Origin of the sequence: Pectobacterium peruviense (assembly GCF_002847345.1) — a bacterium.
GTDB lineage: Bacteria > Pseudomonadota > Gammaproteobacteria > Enterobacterales > Enterobacteriaceae > Pectobacterium > Pectobacterium peruviense.
Genome location: NZ_LXFV01000011.1, coordinates 160,105 through 177,536, shown reverse-complemented (window position 1 = coordinate 177,536; position 17,432 = coordinate 160,105). Strand labels below are relative to the sequence as shown.

Sequence of the window (17,432 nt, the reverse complement as noted above, 5' to 3'; positions counted from 1 at the left end):
CATACGGACAGACTGATGGTTTTTCTCAGATTCCTGACCGTTGTTGGAACGGCCCGAACGAATCAGGGTCGGCATCCTCTCTGAAGCCCAATCTGAATAAGGCGTGATGTATGAGTCTCGTTAGCTATCTAGGAAAGCAAACTCTCGGTGTACTGGCGGGTTATAAGCAGGGTGGTATGGTCATCCATATTTGCGGCGTCTACCCCAATGCAGATAACAGTCTGCGCGTTTTTTTCCCGCACGGACATGAGTTTGCCGTTGGCGACCTGGCAACCATTCACCTTGATAATCGCTCTGGGGTTGATGAGTTTGATGCCAATATTCAGGTTTATCGCACTTCTTACAAAGGGCGCGTGATAGCAAGCGAAGGCGATTGGGTGGTACTCGAACCGAGAGAATGCCAGCTTTTGCACGGTTTCACGCCCGTGCTGGACATCCGTGAGCCGGGCTATCAGTTTCCACAAGACGATCGCCCGTCGATGTCGGTGCCTCTGACGCCGATGGTAGATTTTCCACCGACGGAAAAGCAGGATTTCACCAACAAGGTCGGTGTATTAATCACCATGGCGGCCGAGCAGCCGCATACCACGGTGTTAGCATTTCTGTCGTCCGTGGATAACGATATCTTCCTGATTACATTCCCCGAAACCTTTAAATCTCAACTGCTCAAACGTAATCCGCACTGCTTTTTTGCGATGGATGAGCGCAGCCATTATACCTTCGAGCGGGCAATTGAATGGAACTACACCATTATTGAAGGGGAAGCGTTTATTATCGCGCGCGACAATCCGCTCTATGAAAAAGTGCGTCATGAATTCGTTACCAAGAATCCGTGGGAAATTGCCTTTTTCACGCGTCCTGACGTTGAGGTCTACCATATTAAAAGTAAGCAGCTTGTGTGCCCCGGTAATACACAAACGTTTAGCTAAGAGATGAAGGAATAAACGGGATAATGTTATCCCGTTTATTCCTGTTTGCTAACTATCGCTTACATTGACAGGTCGATCACCATACGGCCTGTGATTTTCCCGCCTTTCATTTCAGCGAAAATAGCGTTGATGTCTTTCAGTGGACGGAGGGTCACTTTCGGTTTTACTTTCCCTTCGGCCGCAAACTGGAACGCTTCTTTTAGATCTTCACGCGTGCCGACCAGCGAACCTAATACCTGAATACCATCCAACACCAGACGCGGAATATTCAGATCCATTGACTCTGGTGGCAGGCCGACGGCAACAATACGCCCGCCTGCGCGAACAGAATCTACAGCGGAGTTAAATGCCGCACGGGCAACGGCGGTGACCACGGCGGCATGTGCGCCGCCGACTTTTTCCTGAATGATCTTGGCTGCATCTTCTTTGGCAGGATTGATGACCAGATCTGCGCCCACTTCTTTAGCAAAGGCTAACTGTGCGTCGTTCACATCAATCGCGACGACTTTCGCATTAAAGACATTTTTGGCATATTGCAGTGCCAGATTACCCAATCCGCCCAGGCCATAAATGGCGATCCACTGTCCCGGTTTGATTTGCGAGACTTTCACCGCTTTGTACGTCGTCACGCCTGCGCAGGTAATGCTGCTGGCCGCGGCAGAATCCAGACCGTCCGGCACTTTTACCGCGTAATCGGCAACGACGATGCACTCTTCTGCCATTCCACCATCGACAGAATAACCTGCGTTTTTCACCGTGCGGCACAGGGTTTCGTTACCGCTATTACAATATTCGCAGTGGCCACAGCCCTGATAAAACCAGGCTACGCTGGTGCGATCGCCGGGTTTTAGCGATGTCACACCCGGGCCCACTTCTTTAACGATACCGATACCTTCATGGCCGAGGGTGATGCCGGTTACATCGCCGAAATCACCGTCTTTGACGTGCAGGTCGGTATGGCATACGCCACAGCATTCCATTTTTAACAGAGCTTCTCCATGTTGGAGAGGGCGCAGTTTTTTGTCCTGAATCTCAACGGAATGATCCTTCATAACGATGGCTGCTTTCATTCGTCTTCCTTTTACTGAATGTGTTGTGGGGGTAATGTATTCATGTTCTACCTATAAAAGAGTACACGCAGATCAGCAAGTTGATTAATCAGGATGTATTTAATTTTGTTACAGAATGATAGATTATTTGAACGATGGCTTTCTGTGGCGGGAATGTCAGTTTCAGTAATTTTTATGATGATTAAGGGCGGTGGCGCGTCCGTGCGGCCGTGTTATCGGATTAGGTTACGTTGGGTTACTGCGTTTTTTCTTTCGGCTCCAGAGCCCATTCTACTTTGCCTTTGCCGGTATTTTTGGCTTGGTAAAGTGCAACATCCACGCGTTTCATAAAGTGTTCAGTGGGTTCCTGAGGCTGCTTTTTACCTGCTCCAATGCTGACAGAAAGATGGTGCATATTTTTAATAATGATTTTGTTCGCATTTTTTAAGACTTCTCTTGCCAACTTCTCTGCCCGATCCTGTGTCCCGCCATACAGAATAATGGCGAACTCTTCCCCACCTATTCGCGTGGCGACCACTTCACTGTTATCGAAACGGGAAAGAATATGGCCGAACTTACTTAATATCTCATCACCTTTCGTATGCCCGTATTTGTCATTGATGACTTTGAAATTATCGATGTCGATAATAAATAAATAGGGTGTTTTCGCTTCGAGCTTTTTTAATTCGTTAATAAAAAATCGACGGTTAGGGAGCTGTGTGAGTTCATCGCTGAATGACTGTATTCTGGCTTCGACATACTTATTGTTAATTTGCTGTATCAGAGTATAGACACCGAATCCGACGCCAAACATACCAATGATTCTCAGCATATCCTCAACATAATACCCAACTAGCTTGGGCTGATAGATAAATTCATCCATGAAATCAAACGTGGCGGAGCATATCCAGACATGTAGCCCAAGCCGAATAGATAAGGCTGAAGTATGGTTAAGTGAGATTTTACTGGTACATGACAAGATAAAAAAAAGAAAAACCAGTGCAATCGAATCCGTATAAGACCCTGGATTATTGTGTAACTGCTCCTGAAAATCTCGATGCTTGAAGAACAAGAGATTAAATATAATGATTAACACAGACAATAAAAGGGCAAACCTTACGGACGAGAAAGCCTTTTTATTTTTATCAATAAAGTCGTGGTCATACTCTTTAAAAGGCATTGCGAGTCTCCTCTTGTATCACCTTTCAATCCTATCATGAAACCTGTTGAATACATTCAGTCGCGTGGTGCCGAGCAGTGTGGTCCAGAGAATGACGTTAATCTGACTTATGTGCAAAAAGCAGACGCCCAATCGCTCAGGCGTCTTTATCGATTAAAAATCGGCTTTCAGTATGACGCGATAACGGGCTTTGCCGTCACGCACGTGCTGGATGGCATCGTTGATTTTCGACATCGGGAACAGTTCCGTCTGTGGCTTCACGCTGGCACGTGCGGCGAGCTTCATCAAAGAACGTAGCTCATGCGGAGAACCCGTAGAAGAACCCGAAACGCTGCGATCGCCTGCGATAAGTGTAAAAGCCGGAACGCTAAATGGCTTCATCACCGCGCCGACGGTATGGAACTTCCCGTTATAGGCGAGCGCGTTGAAGTAGGGCTGCCATTCCAGATCGACGCTCACGGTGTTGATGATAAGATCGAACTGGCCTGCCAGTGCAGTCAGCGCCTGCGGATCGCGGCTGTTGACGACCTTATCGGCACCCATCGCCAGTACTTCTTGCTCTTTGGCCGGGTTTGAGCTGAATGCCGTGACTTCACAGCCCATCGCATGCAGGAGCTTAATCGCAATATGTCCCAGACCGCCGATACCGATCACGCCGACGCGGCTGGTCGCAGTGACATGGTGCATTAACAGCGGTTTAAAGACGGTGATGCCGCCGCACAGTAACGGACCTGCCGATTCGATATCAATGGAATCAGGAAGTGGGATAGCCCACTGCCAGTTCGCACGAATCTTATCGGCAAAACCGCCTTTATTCAGAATCGTTGGCACGCTGCCTTGCTGACAGTTGGTTTGGCTACCGCTGATACAGGCATCGCAGTGCCCACAGCTACGTGCCGTCCAGCCAATGCCGACGCGCTGACCGATTTTTAATCCTTTGTTCTTCGCCGCGTCACCTAATGCGTGCACACGACCAATCACTTCATGCCCGGCAACCAGCGGATAGCTCGACATTCCCCATTCGTTATCGATCATCGAGAGATCGGAATGGCACACGCCGCAGTAATCAACCACGACTTCGACGTCTTCCGCTTGCAGTTCACCCGCATCAAACTCATACAACTCCAGCGCTGCGCCTGCTTCCGGTGCGGCATAACTCTTGATTATCGTCATCACAATTTCCTCAGTATGGGTTTGATTAACCAGTCTAAAGGGTTATGACGTTTTTCTCTATGTCACAACGTGCCTGTGGTTTTTCATTTTGTGTCGGGCTGTGGTGGAGTAGAGCGGGCTAGCACTTGCTTTACGGGGGGCACGACTCACAGCCTTTTATGCCTAGACAAAGATATACGGCCCGGATTCCTCCACTAATAAAATCCAGTCAGATGCTCAGGTTGTTCCTGAAAGAATTGAAGTGGGTTACTGACGAACGGCACATATTAAAAAAGCCGCAGCGTACTTCACAAAGCTATCCGACCGAGGTACGCATTTCTCTGTGACAACAATAGTTGCTGGCCTACTCGTCTGCTCTACCGCGTGCTTGATGTCCACTCTAGTGCAGGAAGAAGCTTCCAGCGATATTTTTGATTATACCGAAATTTTTATAAGAGTAAGTGTCGGTATGGCTAAAGTGAAAAAATGTCACTGGAGGAATATGAATATCAATATTATCAATGACTCGGAAGCGCCTAGGTCATCTGTGGCGATTCACTAAGAGTTCTGACTGATCCAGAGACAACTATTATGGTTCTATATGATTGATTTACTTTACAGTAAAGATAGAATGTTCTGACTTACCTGTTGGGGGATGACATGAATATTCGGGAGTTTATAGGTCAATATCGTAACCATCCTGTGCTTTTTATCGGGGCCGGCGTCAGTTTGAGGTATCTTAACAATTCTCATACTTGGGATGGATTGTTAAAGCATGTAGCTTTTGAGCTGAAAGGGAATAATGAATTTTATTTAGATATTAAGGCTGAATGCCAAATTGATGGTAAATATAATTACGCCCTAATTGCTACGAAATTAGAAAAGGCCTTCAACCAAGTTCTTGGCGAAGATCGGAACGGTAAATTCAAAGAAATAAATGATTTTTTTTACGCTGAGATGGAGCGTGAAAATAACCTTAGTCGATTTAAAATTTATATATCAATGTTGGTTAAAGATTTGGGTTATAGAGATGAAAAACGAGAGGAATTAGCAGAATTAAAGAAAATTAGAAAAAACATAGGTTCTGTGATAACTACTAACTATGATGGTCTTGTAGAGGATGTATTTGGTTTTGAACCGTTAGTAGGGAATGATATATTATTAAGTAATCCCTATGGTTCGGTATATAAAATACATGGTTGCAATAAAAACCCTTCTAAGATAATTATCACTGAAGACGATTATTCTCATTTTGATAATAAATATGAGTTGATTCGTGCTCAGTTGCTTTCAATATTTATCCATAATCCAATTATATTCATGGGGTATGGCATTGGCGATGATAATATCAAAAGTTTACTTAAAACTATTTTCACTTATGTAGAGCCTAATTCTTTAGCCGCTCAAAAAATTAGAAATAATTTTTTATTGGTTGAGTTTGAAGGGAATTCTGCTTCTCATGATATAAGTGAGCATGATATTGATTTGGAGGGTTTTTCTACAATTAGAATAAATAAGATAAAAACAGATGATTTTATTGAAATTTATCGTTCTTTATCAAATCTGAATTTACCTGTATCTGCAATGGATATACGAAAGGTCCAAAGTATTGTTAAGGATATATATTCTGGGGTACACGATGACGGTACAAGTATTAAGGTAAATATTACTGAAGACATAGACTCTCTCAATAATAGTGATAAAATATTAGTTATTGGTTCAAGTAATTCTATAAAATATGAACACAAGAACTCATCAAATTTTATGACGGATTACTTTGATATTATTGATGAATCCAATCATCAATTGTTGAAACTCATTGATAAAATAAATATAGCGTCCACGCAATGGTTTCCGATCTATGGGTTCTGTCTTATTTTTGCCGAGCTTGATAAATGTGAAACTCTTAAAGCCCAGCAAATAAGAAAAATTGAAGAGTATCTTGTAGGTATATCAATTTCTGTGCAGACCGAGCATGATAGTTTGAATGGTATATAATTCGATGAGTCGATTACACGGACAAATAAGATAAATGCCATTATATGGTCTGCGTGGAATGATATGATTGAACTTGATGAAGTCGAGATGCTTTTACGCTCAATGCCAGATAAGAAAGGGACTGACTATAGACGTTTACTCTGTGTGTACGATTATAAGAAATATACATAATGGCTAGTGTTCATATTTTTAATGACTTTTATTCAGTTATTTACCCATTTGTCATTCGAGGATGAAAGTGGGGAGAAATGACTTAGAGTTTTTATATATTATTAACTAGATGTGAGGTTTTAAAAAAAGGATGTTTCGACGATTTTGATGTTCGGTATAAAATAACCCAAGGTTATTCTTCGACGGTCGCAGTGTAGATACATTGAGTTGACGGTTTTACCGCTACTATGTGGGTTTCGTAATATAAGGTGTGTGGATGGCTACAGTTCCGATTGTAACAATAGAGGATGTGCTGAATTAACGGGGTTTTTCATATTTGTCAATATTATCTATAGTTCTATTCAATGCTGTATTTCTGTAGAGTATGGTTTAATATACGCTTATTCATGAATTACATTTCAAGTTTATCGATTTTAATATGTTTATTATTTGAAAGGCTCAATAGGAAGTAATGAAATATCATTCATAATGATTAAAATGTTAGTGTGTTATTTTAGGTGTGTAATACTCGATATTCGCTATCATTTGGATATGACTATTTTATAACAAGTGTTGTAGCCGCTAAGCTGATCACATTCATAAATCGGAAATTCTGATGTTGTAGTGGTACAGTGAATTTGGCTGGTGAGGTATAGGGTATAGGTATAGCTCGACGAACCTATAACCAGAGAGGCGAGCTTGCATCAGTAAGCCACTTCCCTTAATCTGGCAAAAATTAAAGAGAAACAATCTAAATGACTCGGGGTGCCCTTCTTTGTGAAGGCTGAGAAATACCCGTACCACCTGATCTGGATAATGCCAGCGTAGGGAAGTCACGGTATGCCCACCGGTTGCCGCCTTCTTCCACGCCGGTTGGGAGACCTATGAACACGCAACCCGCCGACTTTTCTGCCGCTCAGGCAGCAACATCACTCACCCAATTTCGTTCTGCTTCACCGCTGGTGCACTGCTTGACCAACGACGTGGTGCAATCTTTTACTGCTAACGTACTGCTGGCGCTGAATGCGTCGCCTGCGATGGTGGTCGATCCTGAAGAAGCCGCGCAGTTTAGTGCGGTGGCAGATGCGCTGCTGATTAATGTCGGGACGCTGGAGCGTTCGCGCGCTGAGGCGATGCGTGCGGCGGTGAACAGCGCACATCAGGCGGGTACGCCGTGGGTGCTCGATCCGGTTGCTGTAGGTGGTTTAACCTTTCGTACTGAATTTTGCCGAGAATTGCTGACACGGAAACCTGCTGCGATTCGCGGTAATGCATCTGAAATCATGGCGCTTGCTGGGTTAGCCGCGCAGGGGCGTGGTGTGGATAGCGCCGATGATTCGTTGGCAGCGCTCTCTGCTGCGCGCGAATTGGCGCGGCAGGTGGGGACGATTGTCGCGGTGACCGGCGCGGTGGATTATGTCACGGACGGTGAGTGTGATATCGCGATAACCGGTGGCGATAGCATGATGACGCGCGTAGTCGGTACGGGCTGTGCGCTGTCTGCAGTGGTCGCGGGATTTTCTTCTCTGGAAGGTGATCGCTTATCCCATGTTGCGGCAGCGTGCTATGTCATGGCGTTAGCAGGGCAGCAGGCGGCTTCGATGTCACAAGGCACAGGCAGTTTTATCCCCAACTTCCTCGATCGACTCTATACCCTGCGCGCGGAGGATCTGGCATGAAGCGTATCAATGCGTTGACGATAGCGGGTACCGATCCGAGTGGTGGGGCGGGTATTCAGGCGGATTTAAAAGCGTTTTCCGCGTTGGGTGCTTATGGCACGTCGGTCATTACCGCGTTGGTGGCGCAAAATACGCGTGGCGTGCAGTCCGTCTACCGGATTGAACCGGATTTTGTTGCGGCACAGCTGGATTCTGTACTGAGTGATGTGCGTATCGATAGCGCTAAAATTGGGATGCTGGCGCAGACCGATATTGTTGAGACCGTTGCCGAGCGCCTGCGTCATTACGCGGTCCCTTTTGTGGTGTTAGATACCGTAATGTTGGCGAAAAGTGGCGATCCGCTACTCGCGCCGGAGGCGGTAGAGTCGATCCGTCGTGAGCTGCTGCCGCTGGTTTCTCTGATTACGCCCAACCTGCCGGAAGCCGCTGCGCTGTTGAATATGTCGCCTGCCGCCAACGAGCGGGACATGCGCGAACAGGGGGAAGCGCTGCTGGCGATGGGCTGTCAGGCAGTATTGATGAAAGGTGGTCACCTTAGTGAAGCGGAAAGCCCGGACTGGTTGTTCAGTCGGCAGGCTGAACCACAGCGTTTTAGCTCCCCACGTATTAATACACGTCATACGCACGGTACCGGCTGCACGCTGTCTGCCGCATTGGCGGCGCTGCGACCACGTCACGATAGCTGGGGCGAGACGGTCAACGCGGCGAAGGCGTATTTACAGCTGGCGTTACAGCAGGCCGACACGCTGGAGGTTGGGCACGGAATCGGCCCCGTTCATCACTTCCATCACTGGTGGTAAATATTGCGTACCCTAAATAATTCGAGTGGCGTGAAGGCGGCAATCGCACGAATCCCCAAGAGCTTACTCAAGTAAGTGACTGGGGTGAGTAAGTGAAGCCAACGCACATGCAGCTTGACGTATGGCGGGTATAAGTAAATCGACTTGTACTTTGTGCGACATCTTTGTCAGTAATTTCAAACTAAATTAAGCGTATTTCGGCGTGACAGTGCGAGTGTGTCCGGTTATTTTGCTCTGAAATCTTAGCGTTAATATGAAATGGGATGTGGGGATAACATATGGCAGGTTCTGCTCGCAGTGCGATGGCTGCCAAGGCGCTTCAGACGATACTCAATATCGGCCTGTTGGCGCTGGCAACCATTTTGGTGATTTTTTTAGTTAAGGAAACGTTTCATCTGGCGAAGGTGCTATTGATCTCCAGCGAGAAAGATTCCTCCTATCAACTGATAGAAGGCATCGTGATCTATTTCCTTTATTTTGAGTTTATTGCGCTGATCGTGAAGTATTTCCAGTCCGGCTATCACTTCCCGCTACGCTATTTTATCTACATCGGCATTACGGCCATCATTCGCCTGATTATTGTCGATCACAAAAGCCCGTCGGATACGCTGGTGTATTCCGCGGCGATCCTGCTGCTGGTGGTGACGCTGTATCTGGCAAACAGTAATCGCCTGAAGCGAGAATAATCAAAACGCGCCGCTATTCCAGCAGCGAGCACTGGGGCGGTAGCCGACAGTGAATCGCTGCGGGAAGCACCTCAATGCAGAAGCGTTTAGCGGTGAGCGGTTCGCCATCCAGATTAAATGTCATATCATCGGGGGCGGTGATCTCCAGCCAGGGCAGGGTTGCGGAAATCATGTTCTGGTTTTCGCTGCCGGTAAACCAGGCCTGAAGCATATTGGGCAGTAACTCCGTTGCAGACAGCACGCTCAGTTCCAGCAGCCCATCGTTGATCAGCGCCTCTGGGCAAAGCTGCTGTCCGCCACCGGCCTGACGGCCATTCCCTACTGCGATAACTAGCGTATCGCCCGCCCAGTGAAAATCCGGCCCGTGAATCTCACAGCGCTCGGCTTGCAGCATATCCATACGAAAAAGCGCGTGTAGTACGTAAGAAGCACTCCCCAGTGCCGCCTTCATCTTGGCGGGGGTCTCAGTGGTAATACGCGTGGCAAAGCCGCCCGTCGCCATATTGATGAAATAGTGTTTGTCGTTCACTTTAGCGATATCAATGGCGGTGGCGCGGCCTTTGATCGCCAGCGTCAACGCGTTGTGCATCTCCATCGGAATCTGACAACTGGTGGCAAAATCGTTGGCTGTACCCAGCGGTACAATTCCCAAACATGGGCGAACCGCTTCCGGCTGCAGCGCTAACGCTGCGGCAACTTCATTGACGGTGCCGTCGCCACCCGCTGCGATTACGTTATCGGCTTTAAGCTGGATGGCTTCTTCCACATAGCGTTTGGCATCGCCGTATTCCCAGGTGACGCGGACATGCAGCGTATAGCCGTCCTTGCGTAGCTCACCGATGGCTTCGCGAAGCTCTTCATTACCTGAACTTTTCCCATTCAAAATCAGCAGTGTGATTGGATTTTTTTCCATGTCGTCTTTCTCTGGCTGCGATGTTGTTAATGTTAATACGAAACGTTGCAGTTAATCATAGTCATTAAATCGGCATGTAGACATCAGAAGAATCGGTGAATATACCCGTCATACTTCAAGCTGCATGTACGTTGGCAGCACTACTCGGCACACTGGCGTGTGCCTCGCCCCGTTGGGGCCGCTGCAAGCAGCGTTCAAATCTGCCTCTGGCAGATTTGTCAGTCACCCGAATCACTTACCTGAGTAAGCTCATCGGGATGAAATGAGAGACATCCTGTCTCTCACCGGAGGCCAGCCAGCGGCTGGACAAATTCGTTCCCGACGAATTTGTCCCTCTCTTGCCGCCTGCCTGAAACTCGAATTATTTAGGGTATGTTTGCGGTGGGAAATACGTGATCGAGAGAAAAAGAAAAGCCAGCTCAAGGGAGATTGAGCTGGCCAAGGAGGTGGTTCCTAGTAGTATCACTACGCTTATTTTTCGTTCTATGTTTTCTCAGCGACGCAATACTAACCACAAGACCAGCGAATTGATGTGATCTGTTTCTAATATTCGTTAAAAAACCCTGAGCTTTGTAACGATAACCTCAGACGGTTAAGCGTACTTACTCGTGGCTGGGAAAAGGTGATGGTGGGGGGATACCGCAAGGAAGCGCTGTTTGATTAGGACATCGCCGGATGGCTGTGCATCCGGCGATATTACGGGATTATTCCGCGTTAGGGTTACGCGTAGTGGTGCCCGGCAGATTGCGCAGCAATAGCGCATAGTCGAGAGATACGTCGTCCGGCACCGGCAGATAAACGATATGACCGTTACCCGGCGCAACCTCGGTCGGCTGCCCTTTGACATTCTGCATCGATTCGATGGTGAATTGAATATTACCGTTTGGCGTCATCATTTCCACGCTGTCGCCGCAGGAAAACTTGTTCTTCACCTCGACTTCAGCCAGACCATCGCGACGAACGCCGGTGAATTCACCGACAAACTGCTGACGATCGGAAACGGAATAGCCGTAGTCGTAGTTTTGGTAATCTTCATGCACGTGGCGACGCAGGAAGCCTTCGGTGTAGCCACGGTGTGCCAGACCTTCCAGCGTTTCCAGCAATGTCGAGTCGAACGGCTTACCTGCGACAGCATCGTCGATGGCGCGGCGATACACCTGTGCGGTACGGGCACAGTAATAGAATGACTTGGTGCGGCCTTCAATTTTCAGCGAATGCACCTGCATTTGTGTCAGGCGCTCAACGTGCTGGATCGCACGCAGATCGCGGGAGTTCATGATGTAGGTGCCGTGCTCGTCTTCAAATGCGCTCATGTACTCGCCGGGGCGCAGATTTTCTTCCAGCATAAAGACTTTGTCGGTTGGTTCACCGATGCCTAGCGCCGGTTCAACGTTTTTCACCACGATAGGTTCGTGCTGATGGACGATGTTCCCGACCTCGTCTTCTTTACCTTCCTGAACCTTATATTCCCAGCGGCAGGCGTTGGTGCAGGTGCCTTGGTTTGGATCGCGTTTGTTGATGTAGCCGGACAGCAGGCAGCGGCCGGAGTAGGCCATGCACAGTGCACCGTGAACGAAAATCTCCAGTTCCATATCCGGGACGTTCTGGCGAATTTCCGCAATCTCTTCCAGCGACAGTTCGCGTGACAGAATCACACGCGTCAGCCCCATCTGTTGCCAGAATTTCACCGTCGCCCAGTTGACCGCATTGGCCTGAACGGAAAGGTGAATATCTATCTGTGGGAAGTTTTCCCGCACCAGCATGATCAAACCCGGATCGGACATGATCAGCGCATCTGGCTCCATTTCGATGACGGGTTGCAGGTCACGCAGGAAGGTTTTCAGCTTGGCATTGTGTGGCGCGATGTTAACGACCACGTAGAATTTCTTGCCCAGCTCATGCGCTTCGTTAATGGCTTGCGCCAGCGTCTGATGGTTGAATTCGTTATTGCGCACGCGCAGGCTGTAGCGAGGTTGACCGGCATAAATCGCGTCCGCGCCATAGGCAAAGGCGTAGCGCATATTTTTCAGCGTACCGGCCGGAGAAAGCAGTTCCGGTTTAAACATGGTATCTCTCGATTCTGATCACAAGTCAGGCTGCTCCACGGCGGGAGCAGTAAAGGCGGAGGATTCTAGCGCTAATAGGGGGAAATTGCAGTAGACGGCACACGAAACGTGGGCCTATTGTTTGACGTAAATCAATTTTTTGACCTAAATAAAGAATGGCCTGCCATAAACAGAGCAGGCCAGATCTCACCGCATTAACGCGTGGCGGTACGCGATGTGCCGAGGGTTTCGCGGTTGTGCGGCTGGTATAAATCAACCTGTGGGCCAACCGGTACGATCTGTGTCGGATTCAGCCAGGCAATGCCGTAATAACCTGCTTTGATGTGGTCGATATTGACCGTCTCCGCAATGCCCGGCCACTGATACAGTTCGCGCAGGTAATGTGATAAGTGCGGATAGTCGGCAATACGCTTCAGATTACATTTGAATGCGCCGTGGTAGGCCACGTCAAAACGTATCAGCGTGACAAATAAACGCCAGTCGGCTTCGGTCAGCGTGTCGCCCAGTATGTAACGATGACTGCCCAAATGATCGTCTAGTTCGTCCAACGTGGTGAAAAGCGTGGTGACTGCATCGTTATAGTGTTCCTGCGTTTTGGCGAATCCCGTCTTATACACGCCGTTATTGACGTTGTGGTAGACGGTTTCGTTCCAGCGGTCGATCTCGCTGTGCAGTTCCGATGGGTAGAAATCGAGGTGATTGCCGGTCAGGTCGTTAAATTCGCTGTTCAGCATGCGGATGATATCCGCCGATTCGTTGTTCACGATACGGCCTTCCACTCGATCCCACAGCACAGGCACGGACACCTTTCCGGTATAGTCGGATACGCTCGCGGTGTATAACTGGTGCAGATAGTGAATCTCGCCTGCATGCTCACCGGCATCCTGCGGCGTTGCAAATTCCCAGCCGTTATCTGCGATACGCGGATTAGCAATCGAGAGCGAAATAATGTTCTCCAGCCCTTTCAGCTTGCGAAATATCAGCGTGCGTGATGCCCACGGGCAGAGATAGGAAACAAAAAGTTGGTAACGACCGGCCTCTGGCACCAACTCGGTTTGTCGAAATTTGGTTTCTTCGCGATGGAATGCCCCATTTTTGATCTCTTCCGCCGCGACATCGCCGTTAACCCATTTGCCATTCACTAAGCCTGACATATATTTTCCCCTGTCTATTGTTTTCAAATCCCATTCTTTTGAAGAGCAACTGTTTTGCAGATCAATTGTTTACAAATCAATTGCTTTAAAAATCAATGGCGTTGAAAAATCAATCGTGTTGCAGATAACCTGTGTCACGCATGTGATGCGTGTGGATACCTGTCATTATTGTAGGCTTGAAATGGTAACAGCCGTGTGAAAAGAGAAAATGACAAAATTTTCATTAAGTCGGACAGTATTTTTGACTGGCATGAGAAAGCCGCGGTTAGCGATTTGCCGCCAGCAGGCCGTAGAGCGCAGAATCAGACACTTCGCCGTCTACGATCCAACGCTGCTTTAACAACCCCTCCTGCGTGAACCCTAATCGTTCCAGCGATTTGGCTGAGGCCACATTACGGGGATCGATTTCGGCTTCCAATCGGCTGAGACCCGCTGTTTCAAAGGCAAAATCCCGCAGGGCAGAGAGCGCCTCCGCCATATAGCCTTTTCCTTGTGCGCTTGCTGCCAGACAGTAGCCGATCTCTGCGCGTTTAGAGTCAATCTCAAGGTTGAACAGCACACAGGTGCCGATCAGCTCGCCACTCTCTTTGATTTCCAGACCCAGTTTCATGTATTGCCCGGCACATAGCGCGCTCCAGTATTCTTCAATCGCGTCATTGGCCTGTTCGATCTGTTGCCAGGGCGGATGATTCCAGAAGCGCATGATGACTGGATCGGACATAAAGACGAACAGCGCAGGGGCATCATCACGATAGAGCGGGCGTAGCAGCAGGCGAGGTGTCTGGATTTTGGTGGCTTCGGAAAATAGCGCAGTCATTATCGTGAAAGCCTCTTTTTCGTGGGGAGTGGTTTGGTATGCAATGAAAGACGGTTATTCTGACTGATGGCTGGCCTGTAGTGCGGCAATATCACCCGCAGCGATGGTTTCCAGATGACGCGTGATTTCTTCTATCGGCCAGTTCCACCAGCACAGCGTTTCCAGTGTCTCGATGACGTCCGGTGCAAAACGCGGCTTCAGGATTTTTGCCGGATTGCCGCCGACGACTGTATACGCAGGCACATCGGCAGTGACCACGGCGCGTGATGCAATAATGGCACCATTTCCGATGTGGATGCCGGGCATGATCAGCGCGTCATAGCCAATCCAGACATCATTGCCGATCACGGTGTCGCCTTTATAAGGTAGATCTTCTTGTCTGGGCGTCACTTTCTCCCAGCCGTTGCCAAAAATCTGAAAGGGGTAAGTCGACAGGCCGGAAAGCCGATGATTGGCACCGTTCATGATAAATTTTGCGCCACGGGCGATGGCACAAAACTTACCAATGATTAATTTATCGCCGATGAACGGATAGTGATAGAGCACATTTTTTTCAAAATTTTCCGCGCCATCGGGATCGTCATAATAGGTGTAGTCGCCAATCTCAATATTTGGGTTGGTGACAATATTCTTGATAAAACACACTTGGGGGAAACCGGCCATCGGGTAGCGGTTATCAGGATCGGGTCCGTTCAAATTAGGCTCCATAACATCATAAGACGGTTGGATTTATACCTCATTGCAGGGAGCGGCTTCCCAGCGATAGCCGATGCCGTACACCGTGCGGATAAATGAGGTCTCTTCATCTAGCTGTTCCAGCTTGCGGCGCAGGTTTTTGATGTGGCTGTCGATGGTGCGATCGGTCACGACGCGATAATCGTCGTAGAGCTTATCCAGCAGCGCCTCGCGTGAAAATACCTTGCCCGGTTCGGTGGAGAGCGTCTTGAGCAGACGAAACTCCGCTGGCGTCAGGTCAAGATTCTGCCCCAGATAGCTGGCCTGAAAGCCGCTTTTATCAATCAACAGTGCCGCCTCGCTTTTTTCTGCGGCTTTCAGCCCATCATTCTGCCAGCCGCAGCGGCGCAGTAGCGTTCTGACGCGCACGACGACTTCGCGCGGGCTGAAGGGTTTACAAATATAATCGTCAGCACCAATTTCCAGCCCCAGTAGGCGATCGATCTCTTCGCTGCGGGCGGTAACCATGATAATCGGCACGTTGGAAAACTGGCGGATGGTGCGGCAGAGTGTCAGACCATCGCAGCCCGGCAGCATCAAATCCAGCAAAATGAGTGAAGGGGAATGTTGCCGTACCCATTCGACGACATCATTGCCGTTAGGCAGCCAGTGTGTGGCGTAGTCTGCGGCCTGAAGGTAATCCACCAGCAGTTGCCCCAATTTGGGCTCATCTTCGACGATCAGAATCGGTGGCGCCATAGCGGAATCGGATGCGGTTGTCATAGCTCTACTTATCTTCGTTTTCGGAATAGGCTCTTAATCAGGTTCGTGCGACGGAAATTCGATGGTAATCATCACCCCCCCTAACGGCGAATGTTCAGCATACAGCCGTCCGCTATGCGCCTCAACGATATTATTGCAGATAGCCAGCCCCAGCCCAGAGCCGCCGCTGGCGCGGTTGCGCGAACTTTCTGCACGGTAAAAACGCTCGAAAATCAGCGTAAGCTGCTCGTCGGTGACGCCGGGGGCGCTGTCCTGCCAGATAATGGCCCAGTGCTTATGCCGATGAACAAGGGTAATTGCTAATTGGCCCTGTTCATCGGTGTAACGCAGGCTGTTTTCCAGCAGATTGTTAAACAATTGACTTAGCCGATCCGGATCGCCAAAAACATCAGCCTGAGCCGGTAAATCGGTGGTGAGCATAATCTGCTTTTTCTGGAAGCGTTCATGAAACGCGGCGATAGCAATGTGCAGGATTCGCACGACGTCCACAGACGTTTTGCGGTAGGCCAGCGCCCCGCGATCGGACAGCGTGAGTTGATGCAGATCGTCTACCAGTTTGGTGAGCGTTGCGACCTCCGACTGAAGCGAATGCAAAGAATGTGCATCGGGCTTGCGTACGCCATCCTGCAAGGCTTCCAGCTCACCGCGCAGCACTGCCAGCGGCGTGCGCAGCTCGTGGGAGACATCGGCCATAAACGCCCGGCGCGACTGTTCGTTTTTTTCCAGCGTCTTGGCAAGCTGATTGAAATCCTGTGCCAGTCTGCCCAGCTCGTCGTGCGAGTTTGCCGTTACCCGCGTGCTGAAATCCCCCGACGCCAGGCTGTGCACGCCGCTGACCAGCCGTTTGACGGGGGCAAGCAGGCCGCGTGCGGTCAACCAGGTAGCGATAATGGCGAGCAGCATCGAGAGTGCGACAATCAGCCAACTGGTGCGCTGTTGCTGCTGATCGAAACTGATGTCAGCGTTGCGGGTCAGGCGTTCAACGGGCGAGGCGACAATCCAGCCGACCGTCTGATTCTGTACCTGAATGGGCTGCGAGGTGCCTTCATTGGGGATCGGTGCCGGTGAGCCGAACAATTTGCGTTTGCTTGCATCTAGCACCCAGATACGTACCCGCCATCCTTGCATGCTGTTGTCGGTGTCGTTGTTCTGATCCATGGAGTGCAGCATTTTGAACACCAGACGTTCATTGTTACGCAGAAATGACCAATCACCGTGTAGCTGATATTGCTCTGCCAGCGCATCGCGCAGCTGCGTAACCCGCTGCTCATTGCCGCGCTTAATGTAGTCGATAAAACCGCGCTCGAAGCTGACGCGTACGCCCCAATGCATGGTGACCAGCACTAACATGCAGGTGGCGAAAATCGCGAGGAACAGTTTGGCGGTGATTCCGAATTTCAT

The 17,432-nt window shown here is 49.2% G+C and carries 15 protein-coding genes, 1 pseudogene and 1 riboswitch; of the genes and pseudogenes, 6 read left to right on the top strand and 10 right to left on the bottom strand.

Features of this window, described 5'->3' with window-relative positions; genetic code table 11:
- Positions 1-110: 110 nt before the first annotated feature.
- Positions 111-929: a hypothetical protein gene (locus A0G03_RS10455; RefSeq protein ID WP_048261414.1), complete on the top strand. Its 819-nt coding sequence runs from the start codon at positions 111-113 to the stop codon at positions 927-929.
- 59 nt (positions 930-988) lie between these two features.
- On the opposite strand, the gene adhP is transcribed toward A0G03_RS10455, so the two are convergent.
- The 3 genes from adhP to ahr all read right to left on the bottom strand — a co-directional run bounded on the left by adhP (position 989) and on the right by ahr (position 4,331).
- Positions 989-1,999, bottom strand: coding sequence for an alcohol dehydrogenase AdhP (gene adhP, locus A0G03_RS10450; RefSeq protein ID WP_048261412.1), 1,011 nt, complete (start codon positions 1,997-1,999; stop codon positions 989-991).
- Positions 2,000-2,234: 235 nt separating this feature from the next.
- The gene (locus A0G03_RS10445) at positions 2,235-3,158 is read right to left on the bottom strand and encodes a GGDEF domain-containing protein (RefSeq protein ID WP_048261411.1); all 924 of its coding nucleotides are present in this window, start codon (positions 3,156-3,158) and stop codon (positions 2,235-2,237) included.
- Between the two features lie 153 nt (positions 3,159-3,311).
- A complete protein-coding gene (gene ahr, locus A0G03_RS10440) occupies positions 3,312-4,331 on the bottom strand; it encodes an NADPH-dependent aldehyde reductase Ahr (protein WP_048261408.1) in 1,020 nt (339 codons plus the stop codon).
- 169 nt (positions 4,332-4,500) lie between these two features.
- On the opposite strand from ahr, the pseudogene A0G03_RS21760 reads away from it, so the two are divergent.
- From A0G03_RS21760 to psiE, 5 genes and pseudogenes are all read left to right on the top strand, one after another.
- A pseudogene (locus tag A0G03_RS21760) lies at positions 4,501-4,709 on the top strand (IS3 family transposase); the annotation flags it as partial.
- A 261-nt stretch (positions 4,710-4,970) separates the two neighbouring features.
- Positions 4,971-6,308: an SIR2 family protein gene (locus A0G03_RS10435; RefSeq protein ID WP_244177712.1), complete on the top strand. Its 1,338-nt coding sequence runs from the start codon at positions 4,971-4,973 to the stop codon at positions 6,306-6,308.
- Positions 6,309-7,209: 901 nt separating this feature from the next.
- A riboswitch (TPP riboswitch) is annotated at positions 7,210-7,306 on the top strand.
- 36 nt (positions 7,307-7,342) lie between these two features.
- On the top strand, positions 7,343-8,137 hold the full coding sequence (thiM, locus tag A0G03_RS10430; RefSeq protein ID WP_048261405.1) for a hydroxyethylthiazole kinase: 795 nt from the start codon (positions 7,343-7,345) through the stop codon (positions 8,135-8,137).
- Positions 8,134-8,937, top strand: a complete 804-nt coding sequence (thiD, locus tag A0G03_RS10425; protein WP_048261403.1) for a bifunctional hydroxymethylpyrimidine kinase/phosphomethylpyrimidine kinase — start codon at positions 8,134-8,136, stop codon at positions 8,935-8,937. The genes thiM and thiD overlap by 4 nt, the downstream gene beginning before the upstream one ends.
- 278 nt (positions 8,938-9,215) lie before the next feature.
- Positions 9,216-9,623 carry a phosphate-starvation-inducible protein PsiE gene (gene psiE, locus A0G03_RS10420; RefSeq protein ID WP_005970095.1) on the top strand — a complete coding sequence of 136 codons (408 nt, stop codon included), beginning with the start codon at positions 9,216-9,218 and terminating at the stop codon, positions 9,621-9,623.
- A 13-nt stretch (positions 9,624-9,636) separates the two neighbouring features.
- Here the strand turns inward: psiE and yegS are convergent, their stop codons facing one another.
- From yegS to baeS, 7 genes are all read right to left on the bottom strand, one after another.
- A complete protein-coding gene (gene yegS, locus A0G03_RS10415; protein ID WP_048261402.1) occupies positions 9,637-10,536 on the bottom strand; it encodes a lipid kinase YegS in 900 nt (299 codons plus the stop codon).
- A 704-nt stretch (positions 10,537-11,240) separates the two neighbouring features.
- The gene (gene trhP / locus A0G03_RS10410; RefSeq protein ID WP_048261400.1) at positions 11,241-12,602 is read right to left on the bottom strand and encodes a prephenate-dependent tRNA uridine(34) hydroxylase TrhP; all 1,362 of its coding nucleotides are present in this window, start codon (positions 12,600-12,602) and stop codon (positions 11,241-11,243) included.
- A 194-nt stretch (positions 12,603-12,796) separates the two neighbouring features.
- Positions 12,797-13,756: a glutathione S-transferase family protein gene (locus A0G03_RS10405; protein ID WP_048261398.1), complete on the bottom strand. Its 960-nt coding sequence runs from the start codon at positions 13,754-13,756 to the stop codon at positions 12,797-12,799.
- Positions 13,757-14,021: 265 nt separating this feature from the next.
- On the bottom strand, positions 14,022-14,573 hold the full coding sequence (locus A0G03_RS10400; RefSeq protein ID WP_048261396.1) for a GNAT family N-acetyltransferase: 552 nt from the start codon (positions 14,571-14,573) through the stop codon (positions 14,022-14,024).
- A 54-nt stretch (positions 14,574-14,627) separates the two neighbouring features.
- Positions 14,628-15,281: a Vat family streptogramin A O-acetyltransferase gene (locus tag A0G03_RS10395; RefSeq protein ID WP_048261394.1), complete on the bottom strand. Its 654-nt coding sequence runs from the start codon at positions 15,279-15,281 to the stop codon at positions 14,628-14,630.
- Between the two features lie 21 nt (positions 15,282-15,302).
- The gene (baeR, locus tag A0G03_RS10390; RefSeq protein WP_048261393.1) at positions 15,303-16,031 is read right to left on the bottom strand and encodes an envelope stress response regulator BaeR; all 729 of its coding nucleotides are present in this window, start codon (positions 16,029-16,031) and stop codon (positions 15,303-15,305) included.
- A 33-nt stretch (positions 16,032-16,064) separates the two neighbouring features.
- Entirely contained in the window at positions 16,065-17,432 is a 1,368-nt protein-coding gene (gene baeS, locus A0G03_RS10385; RefSeq protein WP_048261391.1) for an envelope stress sensor histidine kinase BaeS, read from the bottom strand.

Bases quoted from the DNA above. Each gene is read 5' to 3' on its own strand.
- adhP (WP_048261412.1), bottom strand. From the start codon at position 1,999: ATGAAAGCAGCCATCGTTATGAAGGATCATTCCGTTGAGATTCAGGAC.
- A0G03_RS10405 (WP_048261398.1), bottom strand. From the start codon at position 13,756: ATGTCAGGCTTAGTGAATGGCAAATGGGTTAACGGCGATGTCGCGGCG.
- yegS (WP_048261402.1), bottom strand. From the start codon at position 10,536: ATGGAAAAAAATCCAATCACACTGCTGATTTTGAATGGGAAAAGTTCA.
- baeS (WP_048261391.1), bottom strand. From the start codon at position 17,432: ATGAAATTCGGAATCACCGCCAAACTGTTCCTCGCGATTTTCGCCACC.
- A0G03_RS10435 (WP_244177712.1), top strand. From the start codon at position 4,971: ATGAATATTCGGGAGTTTATAGGTCAATATCGTAACCATCCTGTGCTT.
- thiD (WP_048261403.1), top strand. From the start codon at position 8,134: ATGAAGCGTATCAATGCGTTGACGATAGCGGGTACCGATCCGAGTGGT.
- ahr (WP_048261408.1), bottom strand. From the start codon at position 4,331: ATGACGATAATCAAGAGTTATGCCGCACCGGAAGCAGGCGCAGCGCTG.
- A0G03_RS10455 (WP_048261414.1), top strand. From the start codon at position 111: ATGAGTCTCGTTAGCTATCTAGGAAAGCAAACTCTCGGTGTACTGGCG.
- psiE (WP_005970095.1), top strand. From the start codon at position 9,216: ATGGCAGGTTCTGCTCGCAGTGCGATGGCTGCCAAGGCGCTTCAGACG.
- A0G03_RS10445 (WP_048261411.1), bottom strand. From the start codon at position 3,158: ATGCCTTTTAAAGAGTATGACCACGACTTTATTGATAAAAATAAAAAG.
- A0G03_RS10400 (WP_048261396.1), bottom strand. From the start codon at position 14,573: ATGACTGCGCTATTTTCCGAAGCCACCAAAATCCAGACACCTCGCCTG.
- A0G03_RS10395 (WP_048261394.1), bottom strand. From the start codon at position 15,281: ATGGAGCCTAATTTGAACGGACCCGATCCTGATAACCGCTACCCGATG.
- trhP (WP_048261400.1), bottom strand. From the start codon at position 12,602: ATGTTTAAACCGGAACTGCTTTCTCCGGCCGGTACGCTGAAAAATATG.
- thiM (WP_048261405.1), top strand. From the start codon at position 7,343: ATGAACACGCAACCCGCCGACTTTTCTGCCGCTCAGGCAGCAACATCA.
- baeR (WP_048261393.1), bottom strand. From the start codon at position 16,031: ATGACAACCGCATCCGATTCCGCTATGGCGCCACCGATTCTGATCGTC.